This is a genomic window from Actinokineospora guangxiensis (genome assembly GCF_042657845.1).
Taxonomy (GTDB): domain Bacteria; phylum Actinomycetota; class Actinomycetes; order Mycobacteriales; family Pseudonocardiaceae; genus Actinokineospora; species Actinokineospora guangxiensis.
Window position 1 is genome coordinate 491,852 of the sequence record NZ_JBHSKF010000002.1, and the last position, 10,366, is coordinate 502,217.

Consider the following 10,366-nt stretch of genomic DNA (forward strand, 5'->3'; position numbering starts at 1 on the left):
GCAACAGGTACCGCTGATCGCGCCAATCGGAGCCGGTGAGTGCTCGGGCGCATACCCAAAGTGCTTGACCGCGGTTACGATCGACCGGGTTTGGGCTGGTCACGACAGGTCGAGGGGCTATGGGGGCACAAGAGCCGACGTTCGGAATCCTCGGCCCGGTGGAGGTTCGCGGTCCGGCCGGGGTGGTGCGCATCCCGCCGGGACGCCAGCAGGTGATCCTGGCGCTGTTGCTCATGGAGGCCGGGCAGGTGGTCAGCACCGAGCAGCTGGTCGACACGCTCTGGGAGGAGCGCCCGCCGGACACCGCCCGCACCCAGGTGCACATCTGCGTGTCCCGGCTGCGCAAGTCCCTCGCCGACGCCAGCGTCACCGCGCCCATCGACACCAGGGCGCCGGGCTACCAGCTGCGCGTGGCGCGCGAGGACGTCGACATGTACGCCTTCACCGCGCAGGTGAAGGCCGCCAGGGTGCTGGTGAAGGAGGGCAGGGCGGCCGACGCCGCCGCCCAGCTGCGCGCCGCGGTCGCCCTGTGGCGCGGTCCGTGCCTCAACGGCATCCCCAACCGGGTGCTGCGGACCAGGGCGCTGCGCCTGGACGAGGACCGGCTCAACGCCGTCGAGGACTACCTGGAACTGGAGATCGGACTCGGCCGCCACCACGAGCTGGTCGGCGAGATCACCCGCCTGGTGCACGAGAACCCGCTGCGCGAGCGCAGCCGCGGCCTGCTCATGCAGGCGCTGCACCGCTCGGGCAGGCAGGCCGAGGCGCTGGAGACCTACCGCTCGGCCCGCGAACTGCTGATCGATGAGCTGGGTCTGGAGCCGGGGGCGTCGCTGCGCGCGCTGGAGCGGGCGATCCTGTCCGGCACGGGCGCCGACCAGCCCGCGCGGCCCGCCGAGGCGCCGGCGGCGGAGCCGGTGGCCGCCAAGCCGAGGCAGCTGCCCGCCGACACCGCGGACTTCGTCGGCGACGAGCGCCTGGTGGCCGCCGCGGAGTCGGTGCTCACCGGCGGGTCGGGGCGCGCGGTCGGTGTCGTGGTCGTGGTCGGGAGACCGGGTGTCGGCAAGACGGCGTTCGCCGCGCACGTCGGGCACCGCGTCGCCATGGAGCACTTCCCCGACGGGCAGTTGTACTGCGAGCTGCGCGGCACCCGCGGCGGGCCGACCGCGGCGGCCGAGCTGCTCGGCCGCTTCCTCATCTCCCTGGGCATCCCCGGGCCGATGATCCCGGCGGGCCTGTCCGAACGGGTCGAGATGTACCGGACGCTGCTGGCCGACCGGCGGGTGCTGGTCGTGCTGGACGACGCCGTCACCGAGAGCCAGGTGCTGCCGCTGCTGCCCGGCAGCAACACCTGCGCGGTGCTGGTGACCAGCCGCTCGCGGCTGACCGGCGTGCCCGGCGCCCGCCAGGTCGAGCTGGACTCGCTGGACCCGGCGCGCTCGCTGGAGCTGCTCGGGCTGGTGCTCGGCCAGGCCAGGGTGGACCGCGAGCCGGAGGCCGCCGCCGCGCTGGTGCGCACGGTGGGCGGGCTGCCGCTGGCGCTGCGCATCATCGGCGCCCGGCTGGCCGCCCGTCCACACTGGACGTTGGCGTCGATGGTGAGCAGGCTCGCCAGCGAGCGCCGCCGCCTCGACGAGCTGGCGCACGGGGAGATGACCATCAGGGCCAGCCTCTCGCTGACCCACGACGGCATGGACCGCTCGTCCCGGGAGCTGTTCGGGCTGCTGGCGCTGGCCGACGGCGCGAGCCTGCCGGGCTGGGTGGCGGGCGCGGTGCTGGACGACGACTGCCCCTACCCGTCGGACCTGCTGGAGCCCTTGGTCGATGTGCAGATGCTCGACGTGGTCGCCGTCGAGCGGACCGGGGAGTTCCGCTACCACTTCCAGGACATCGTCCGGCTCTTCGCGCGGGAGAAGGCCGCCGCCGGAATCGCGCCCGCGGAGCGCGCCGCCGCGACGGCGCGGATGCTCGGCGGCTGGCTGGCGCTGGCCGAGCAGGCGCACCGCAGGGTCTACGGCGGCGACTACACCGTCGTGCACGGGTCCGCGCCGCGCTGGAGCCCGCCGTCGGAGTACGTCGACGAGCTGCTGGCCGATCCGCTGGAGTGGATGGACGGCGAGCAGGCCAACCTGTGCGGCGCGGTCCAGCAGGCGGCCGATGCCGGGTTGCACGAGCTGTGCTGGGACCTCGCCGTCACGGCGGTCACCCTGTTCGAGGCGCGCGGCTACCTGGACGACTGGGAGCGCACGCACCTGCGGGCGCTGGCCGCGGCCAAGACCGGGCGCGACCGGCTCGGCGTCGCGGCGGTGCTCGGCTCGCTGGGCACCCTGCACATCAACAGCGGGCAGACGCGCAAGTCCTCGGCGGCGCTCACCGAGGCGCTGGACATGTTCCTGGACCTGGACGACCCGCGCGGGCTCGGCCTGTGCCGCCGCGACCTCGGGCTGCTGGCGCGGCGCGCGGGCGACGACGACTCCGCCCGCCGCCTCTACGAGGAGGCGATGGCCGACTTCGACCGCGCGGGCGACGTGGTGGGCCGGGCGATCGTGCTGACCCAGCGGGCCGAGGTGCTGGGCCGCCATGGGGAGGCGGCGCGGGCGCGCGCCGATCTGGCCGAGGCGATGGACATCTACCAGCAGACCGGGTACGAGGGCGGCATGCCGCACACGCTGCGCCGGATGGGGCAGATCCAGGCGGGGGAAGGGGAGCTGCACGCCGCCGCCGCGACCTACCGGCAGGTGCTGGAGCTGGTGCGCCGCCGCCGCGACGTGATCGGCGAGGGCCACCTGCTGCGCAACCTCGGTGAGGTGAGCCTGTCGCTCGGCGAGCACGAGACCGCGGTGGACTGCTTCGAGCGGTCGCTGGCGCTGCGGGAGCAGATGCTGGACCACGGAGGCGCCGCCGCGGTGCGGGTCGACCTGGCGGAGGTGCACCTGCGGCGCGGGGACCACGCCAAGGCGGTGGACCTGCTCACCCACGCGGCGGGGGTGTACGCGGACCGGGGGATGGAGCGGGAGCGGGCCCGGGTGGAGCGGACCCTGGTGCAGGCGGGCGAGGGGACGGGCGGGGACTAGTCCCAGGGGTTGCTGGGGTTGTTCGCGGCGCCCGCGTCGCCGCCGTCGGCGACGACCACGGCCGGTCCGGAGGCGTCCGCGGTGGCCGCGACAGCGAGGTGCGCGGTGCCCGCGCCGAGGGCGGCGAGTGCGGCGGTGGCGACGACGATCTTGGCGAAGGCGGTGCGGACCATGGCTGGCTCCAGGTTCTTCCGGGGGGATTCTCGCCGTGTTCCCGGCGACAGATCGAACGTTATGGAGCCCCGGAATCTCCGCCCTATTTCGCCGGTTATCCCCGCGCTATCACCGCCGAGATAGCCGGATAACTGGCCGCTGAACTGGGAAAACAACCAATCGGTCTGTTTCTGGTGCCCCGATTGGACGGTGATGGTCGCGTGATAGCGGCGGTGCGCAGATTCAGCAGCAGTTGCCGACTGCTGGTGAATCGAGGAAAAGCCGATGGCGCACAGATCCGCGGTCCGCCGGACCGACCCGGCCCCGCCGGTCCCCGACCCGGGCGCACCGCCCGGCGCTCCACCGGGGAACTGGTCGCTCTGGCGCGACCGCAGAACCGTCGGGTGGGCGGTCGCCACCGGGGTGTCCACCCTCGGCGACGAGATCTGGTTCGTCGCGCTGGCGTTCACCGCGGCGGGGCTGGGCAACGCCGGGCTGGCCGGGTTCGTCCTGGCCTGCGCGACGATCCCGCGCGCTCTGCTGATGCTGCTCGGCGGCGCGCTCACCGACCGCTTCGACGCCCGGCGGATGATGCTGGTCGCCGACCTCGCCAGGATCGCCGTGCTGGCCGTGGGCCTGCTGGTGTTCGCCACCGCCGGGGTCTCGCCCTGGCTGCTGATCGCCGTCAGCCTCGCCTTCGGCGCGGCGGACGCCTTCTACGGCCCGGCCGCCACGGCGTTCCCCCGCCAGCTGGTGCCCAAGTCCGAGCTGGGCCGGGTCGCCGCGCTGCGCCAGCTGCTCGGCCGGGGCGCGTGGGTGCTCGGCGCGCCGCTCGGCGGCCTGGTGATGGTCAGCTTCGGCTTCGGCGGCGCGATGGTCGTCGACCTCATCTCCTTCGCCGTGGTGCTGGTCGTGGTGGTCCTGGTGCGGCCGCGGTGGCCCCGGGAGCGCTCGGCGGGGCGCTCGGTGCGCGCCGACGTCGGCGACGGGCTGCGCTACCTGGCCACCACGCCCAGAGTGCGCGACCTGGTCATCACCCTCTCCGGGCTCAACGTCTTCGTCGCGCCGGTCCTCTCCATCGGAGTCGCCCTGCACGTCACCGGCGAAGGCTGGGGCGCGGTCTCGCTCGGCTGGCTCACCGGCGCGGTCGGCGCGGGAGCCGCGCTCGGCACCCTGGTCGCGCTGCGCTGGCGGCCCGCCCGCCCGCTGGTCTCGGCGCTGCTGATCCTGCTGGTGCAGGCCGCGAGCCTGACCGCGATCGGCTGGGCGCCCTTCGCCGTGACGCTGGCCGCCACCTTCCTCGTCGGCGCCACCGCCGGACTCGCCTCGCCGCTGCTGGCAGGCGTCGTCCAGGCCTCAGTGGACGATGCCTACATCGGTCGCGTCAGCTCGGTGCTCGCCTTGGCCGACAACGGGTTCGCGCCGCTCACCATGGTCGGCTTCGGCGCCATCGCCCAGGTCTTCGGACTCGCGAGCACCACGGCCGCCTTCGGCGCCTGCTTCGCCGCACTGGTCCTCTTCGCCCTCTCCCGCAAGCACGTCCGCGCCCTCGACACCACCGCCAGCACTGACGCACCCGGCACCCCCGAGAACCAGGAGCAGACACGATGACCAACACCCTCGCCCGCCCCAGTACGGCGGGCCCCGGCCACGGCGACGCGTTCACCGCCCACATGGTCAGCGCGACCTGGACACCCGAGCTGGGCTGGCACGGCCGCGAGGTCGGCCCGCTGACCCCGCTCACCCTGCACCCGGCGATGCTCGGCCTGCACTACGCCCAGGTCGTGTTCGAGGGCCTCAAGGCCCACCGGGGCGTGGACGGCTCGGTGTCGGTGTTCCGGCCCGACCGCAACGCCCTGCGGTTCCAGGCGTCCGCCCGCAGGCTCGCCATGCCCGAGCTGCCGGTCGATGACTTCCTGGCCGCCGTCGACGAGCTGGTGGCCCTGGACCACGGCGCGCTCTCCGACGACCCGTCGCACAGCCTCTACCTGCGCCCGCTGATGTTCGCCACCGAGCCCAACCTGATGCTGCGCCCGTCCGCGGAGTACCGCTTCCTGCTGATGGCGTTCGTCGCGGGCGGCTTCTTCGGCGACGACGCGCTGGCCCCGGTCTCGGTGCTGATCAGCCGCGAGCACAGCCGGGCGGTCGCGGGCGGGACCGGCGACGTCAAGTGCGCGGCGAACTACGGGCCCTCCTTCGTCGCCCAGCGGGCCGCGGCCGAGGCGGGCTGCCAGCAGGTCGTCTGGCTCGACGCCGCCGAGCGCCGCTGGGTGGAGGAGATGGGCGGTATGAACCTGTTCTTCGTGCGCCAGGGTCCGGCGGGCACCGAGCTGGTCACCCCGGGGCTGACCGGCACCCTGCTGCCCGGCGTCACCCGCGACTCCCTGCTGACCCTGGCCGCCCGCACCGGCTACGCGGTCTCCGAGGAGCGGATCTCGGTGCAGCAGTGGCGGCGCGAGTGCGCCGAGGGCCGCATCACCGAGGTCTTCGCCTGCGGCACGGCCGCCGTGGTGACCCCGGTCGGCACGGTGCGCGACCGCGACGGCGACTGGACCGTCGGCGACGGGACCCCCGGGCCGGTCACCCGCCTGCTGCGCGGTCTGCTGCTGGACACCCAGCGCGGGGCAGCCCCCGACCCCGGTGGCTGGCGGCGCGTCGTCGTCGCGCCCACCCGCTGACGGCCGTGCCCCACCCGAACAACCCGCGCCCACCCACGGCGCACCGCACCGACCCCCGACCACGAGTGAGGGAAGAGACCATGGAGCACGCGACAGACCTGGTGCCGATCCGGTATTCCGGCCGGGAGATCCCGGCGGAGCCGCACAGCCCGCGCGTCCCCACTGAGATCCCCGGCCAGATCCCCGGCCAGATCCCCGGCCCGGACCCCGCCGACGGGCCGCCCGCGCCCGCGCGGCACCTGTCCTCGGCGGTGACCAAGGCCGCGATGCTGCTGCAGAACGAGGTGCTGCGCGCGGTGCGCGAGTTCCTCGGCGGCGAGGGCTTCGTGGAGCTGCTGCCGCCGGTGATCGGCCCGGTCACCGACCCCGGCGCGCGCGGCTCCAAGCAGCTCGACGTCGACTACTACGGCCACCGCTACAAGGTGATGACCAGCGGCATCCTCTACAAGCAGGCATCCCTGCTCGCCTTCGACAAGCTGTTCTTCATCGCGCCGAACGTGCGCGCCGAGCCGGTGGAGACCTGCTCGACCCGCCGCCACCTCGCCGAGTTCCACCAGATCGACGTCGAGATCGCAGGCGGCGACCGGGTCGCGGCGATGGGCGTCGCCGAGCGGATGCTGACCCACGTCGTCAAGCACGTGCTGACCACCGCGACCGAGCAGCTCGACGCCCTCGGCCGCGATCACGGCGCGCTGGCCCGCCTGCTGGAAGGGCCCTTCGACGTGCTGTCGCACCGCGAGGCCGTCACCGCCCTGCACGGCCTGGACTACCCGCAGAGCCCCGACGCCGAGATCGAGTGGACCGGCGAGGAGATCCTGTCCCGGCAGGCGGCGCGGCCGTTCTTCGTCACCGACTACCCGAAGGGCTCACGCGGCTTCTACGACCGGGAGAGCACCGAGGAGCCGGGCAGGCTGCGCAACTTCGACCTGCTCGCCCCGGAGGGCTACGGCGAGATCGTCAGCGGCAGCGAGCGCGAGGCCGACTACGCCACCATCGTCACCCGCATGCGCGAGACCGGGGAGAACCCGGCGAAGTACCGCTGGTACCTCGACGTCGTGCGCCAGGGCATCCCGCGCAGCGCCGGGTTCGGCATGGGCCTGGAGCGGCTGACCCGCTTCCTCACCGGGCTGGACGCGGTGTGGCAGGTCAACGCCTACCCCAAGGTTCCCGGGCGGGTCGCGCCGTGAGCGGGCTGCGCGCGGCGGGATTCCCCGTCGAGGCCGTGCGGCGGCGGGCGCTCACCGGGGCGGCGGCGGCGTTCCCGCCGGTCGAGTCCTACGGCCACGAGGTGTTCGGCCAGCACCTGGGCGCCGCGGCGGGCGACCTGCTCGACGCGGCCCGGCTCGCGCCCCCGGTGTTCCTGCCCCGCAGGCTGGAGAAGCTGATCGACCTCGGCCGCGAGCCGATGGCCGCCGACGTCGACCTGACCACCGAGGTGGGCGGGTTCGCCTCCCGGCTGCCGGTGTTCCTCTCCGCCTTCGGCTCGACCCGCCTCGGCAGCGCCGAGGTGTCGGTGGCCGCCAGCGGGCAGGCGGGCGCGCTCGGCGTGCCCATGGTGATCGGCGAGAACGTCGTCCCGGTCAACGGCTACCGCGTCGCGCGCTCGGAGACCACCGGCCTGCTCGCCCGCATCAGGGCCTACGTGGAGGCCGCCGAGCCCGGCTACGGCGGCGTGGTGGTGCAGCAGAGCACCGAGGACGCCGACGCCGAGGTGTGGAACCTCGTCTACAGCGATCCGGCCTCCGAGCCGCTGCTGGCCGACGGGCGGCTGGGCTTCGAGCTGAAGGTCGGGCAGGGGGCCAAACCCGGTCTGGGCGGCATGACCGTGCTCGACCGCGCCGCCGCCGCCCGGGTCGGCGACCAGTACACAGTGGACGAACTGTGGGCGGGGGAGCGCGGTGTGCTGCGCTCGGGCAGCCCCGGCACCTTCACCGACGAGATCCTGCGCCAGCAGATCCGGTTCATGCGCAACAACTTCGGCCGCGCCAAGGTGTGGGTGAAGCTGCACCCCGGCCGCGACGTCGCCGACGCGGCGGCCGTGGCCTGGGCGGCGGGCGCGGACGCGGTCACCGTCGACGGCGCGGAGGGCGGCAGCGGCTGGGCGCCGACGGCCTTCCTGGAGCACGTCGGGCTCCCGCTCGGCGAGTGCCTCTCCCGGATCGGCGGGCCCGCGGGCTGCCTGCTCGCCACCGGCCGGATGTGGGAGGGCGTGCGGGCGGTCAAGGCGATGGCGCTGGGCGCGCGGGCCGTCGGGCTCGGCCGGGCGGCGCTGGTCGCCGTCGACGCCGACCCGGACGCGGGCCTGCGCAGGCTCGTCGAGTGCCTGGCCTACGAGGCCCGGCTGCTGATCAGCGCCCTCGGCAAGTACCGGGTCGGCGACCTCGACCGCGACGACCTGTGGTCGCCCGGGCTGCCCGAGCCCGTCGCCGTCCCGATCTGAGCGGTGTCGACCGGAGCCGCCGCGCTCTGACCGCTTCTCCCGCGATCCCCCGGTCGCACGCTCCCCCGGAAGGACCCTGCCATGCCGACCACCAAGCCCCTGACCGTGGTGGTGTCGAGCACGTCGTCGGACTCGCACACCTGGAACCTGGTCTTCCTCCAGCTGCTGATCGAGGAGCTGGGCCACGAGGTCGCCAACCTCGGCGCCTGCGTGCCCCCGGCGCTGCTGGCCGCCGAGTGCGCGGCCCGGCGGCCGGACCTGGTCGTGCTCAGCACGGTCAACGGCCACGGCTGCCAAGACGGCCCCGCCGCGCTCGCCGCCCTGCGCGCCCAGCCCGCCACCGCCGCCGTGCCGGTCGTCATCGGCGGCAAGCTCGGCGTGCGCGGCCGCGACACCGCGGCGGCCGATGATCTGCTCGCGGCCGGATTCGCCGCGGTGTTCGACGGCCCGGCCGAGGTCACGCGCTTCCGCGCCTTCCTCGCCGGGCTCGGCAGCACCGCGCCCGCGCTCGCCGGGAGTCCGCGGTGACCGGCGCCTTCCCGGCGGCGGTGGCCGCCGCGCCAGGGCTGGTGGTGCAGCCCAGGATGGGCATGGCCGACCCGGCCGCCATGCGGGCCGGGCTCCTCGCGGTCAAGCGGGCGGCGGCCACCACCGTCGGCACGCTCACCCTCGACAGCTACACCAGGGTCGGCGACGCAGACGCGGCCCTGGCCGCCCTGCGCGAGGGCAGAGCGCTCAACGGCTACCCGATCGTCGCCCATCCCCGCGAGGTCACCCGGGCGGTGCTCGACGGTGTCGCCGACGCCGGATTCCCGGTGCAGGTCCGGCACGGCTCGGCCGACCCCAGGGCGATCTTCGCCAGGATGGCCGAGCTGGGCCTGGCCGCCAGCGAGGGCGGGCCGGTGTCCTACTGCCTGCCCTACAGCAGGCGTCCGCTGCGCGAGTCCACCGCGCACTGGACCGAAGCCTGCGCGCGGCTGGCCGAGACCGTGCCCGGCGCGCACCTGGAGACCTTCGGCGGCTGCCTGATGGGGCAGCTGTGCCCGCCGTCGCTGCTCATCGCGATCAGTGTGCTGGAGGGCATGTTCTTCCGCGCCAACGGCATCCGCAGCGTCTCCTTGAGCTACTCCCAGCAGACCAACCAAGACCAGGACGCCGAAGCGGTGCGGGCGCTGCGCGCCGCGGCGGCCTGCTACTTGCCCGATGTGGACTGGCATGTGGTGCTGTACACCTACATGGGCGTCTACCCGTCCACCCCGGGCGGGGCCCGGCTGCTGCTGGCCGCGGCGGCCCGGCTCGCGGCGGGTGCGGGAGCGCGGCGGCTGATCGTGAAGACGGTCGCCGAGGCGCACCGCATCCCCACCGTGGCCGAGAACGTCGCCGCGCTGGAGGAGGCGTCCGCCGCCGCGTCCGCCGCGCCACCCCTCCCCGAAGCCGACACCGGCCTGCTCGCCGAGGCGCGCGCCATCATCGACGCGGTGCTCGGCCTGCACGACGACATCGGGCAGGCGATGGTCACCGCGTTCCACACCGGACTGCTGGACGTGCCGTACTGCCTGCACCCGGACAACGCCAACCAGGCGCGCTGCCACATCGATGACACCGGGTGGCTGCGCTGGTCGGCGGCGGGCGGGCTCCCGCTGCCGCGCTCGGCCGTGCCCGCCCGCGCTGACCGGCTCGGCTCATCCGAACTGGTCGCCGCCCTGTCCCACGTGGCCGCGCGCTTCGACGCGGCCGCGCTCTGACCGATCCCGTCGCACATCCCAGCTGAAGGAGAAAGCCATGTCCACCAACCCGTTCGAGAACGAGGACGGCGTCTACCTGGTGCTCGTCAACGCCGAGAACCAGCACTCCCTGTGGCCGGCGGCCATCGCGGTCCCGGCGGGCTGGACGGTCGCGCACGGCGAGGACACCCGCGCCGCCTGCCTGGCCCACATCGAGCGGGAGTGGACCGACCTGCGCCCCGCCAGCCTCGTCGCGGCCATCGCCGCCGAGTCCTGACCGCGCCCGGCCCGATCTGA

At 74.4% G+C, this 10,366-nt stretch carries 9 protein-coding genes; 8 read left to right on the forward strand and 1 reads right to left on the reverse strand.

Annotation, left to right across the window (positions count from 1 at the left end; all coding sequences use genetic code 11):
* Positions 1 to 158: 158 nt before the first annotated feature.
* Positions 159 to 3,074, forward strand: coding sequence for an AfsR/SARP family transcriptional regulator (locus ACFPM7_RS05850; protein ID WP_378244619.1), 2,916 nt, complete (start codon positions 159 to 161; stop codon positions 3,072 to 3,074).
* Here the strand turns inward: ACFPM7_RS05850 and ACFPM7_RS05855 are convergent.
* Entirely contained in the window at positions 3,071 to 3,247 is a 177-nt protein-coding gene (locus ACFPM7_RS05855) for a hypothetical protein (protein ID WP_378244621.1), read from the reverse strand. The two genes, ACFPM7_RS05850 and ACFPM7_RS05855, sit on opposite strands and share 4 nt — an antisense overlap.
* A 265-nt stretch (positions 3,248 to 3,512) precedes the next feature.
* Here ACFPM7_RS05855 and ACFPM7_RS05860 point away from each other — a divergent pair, with 265 nt between their 5' ends.
* The 7 genes from ACFPM7_RS05860 to ACFPM7_RS05890 all read left to right on the forward strand — a co-directional run bounded on the left by ACFPM7_RS05860 (position 3,513) and on the right by ACFPM7_RS05890 (position 10,346).
* Positions 3,513 to 4,838: an MFS transporter gene (locus tag ACFPM7_RS05860; RefSeq protein WP_378244623.1), complete on the forward strand. Its 1,326-nt coding sequence runs from the start codon at positions 3,513 to 3,515 to the stop codon at positions 4,836 to 4,838.
* Positions 4,835 to 5,905, forward strand: coding sequence for a branched-chain amino acid aminotransferase (locus tag ACFPM7_RS05865; RefSeq protein ID WP_378244625.1), 1,071 nt, complete (start codon positions 4,835 to 4,837; stop codon positions 5,903 to 5,905). The genes ACFPM7_RS05860 and ACFPM7_RS05865 overlap by 4 nt, the downstream gene beginning before the upstream one ends.
* Positions 5,906 to 6,096: 191 nt before the next feature.
* Positions 6,097 to 7,092 (forward strand): asparagine synthetase A, encoded by a 996-nt coding sequence (locus ACFPM7_RS05870; protein ID WP_378245027.1) that lies wholly within the window; start codon positions 6,097 to 6,099, stop codon positions 7,090 to 7,092.
* A complete protein-coding gene (locus ACFPM7_RS05875; protein ID WP_378244627.1) occupies positions 7,089 to 8,345 on the forward strand; it encodes a glutamate synthase-related protein in 1,257 nt (418 codons plus the stop codon). Before ACFPM7_RS05870 ends, ACFPM7_RS05875 begins: the two co-directional genes overlap by 4 nt.
* Before the next feature lie 81 nt (positions 8,346 to 8,426).
* Entirely contained in the window at positions 8,427 to 8,873 is a 447-nt protein-coding gene (locus ACFPM7_RS05880) for a cobalamin B12-binding domain-containing protein (protein ID WP_378244629.1), read from the forward strand.
* Positions 8,870 to 10,090, forward strand: a complete 1,221-nt coding sequence (locus ACFPM7_RS05885) for a methylaspartate mutase (RefSeq protein ID WP_378244631.1) — start codon at positions 8,870 to 8,872, stop codon at positions 10,088 to 10,090. The genes ACFPM7_RS05880 and ACFPM7_RS05885 overlap by 4 nt, the downstream gene beginning before the upstream one ends.
* Positions 10,091 to 10,127: 37 nt before the next feature.
* A complete protein-coding gene (locus ACFPM7_RS05890) occupies positions 10,128 to 10,346 on the forward strand; it encodes an MbtH family protein (protein ID WP_378244633.1) in 219 nt (72 codons plus the stop codon).
* Positions 10,347 to 10,366 lie beyond the last annotated feature (20 nt).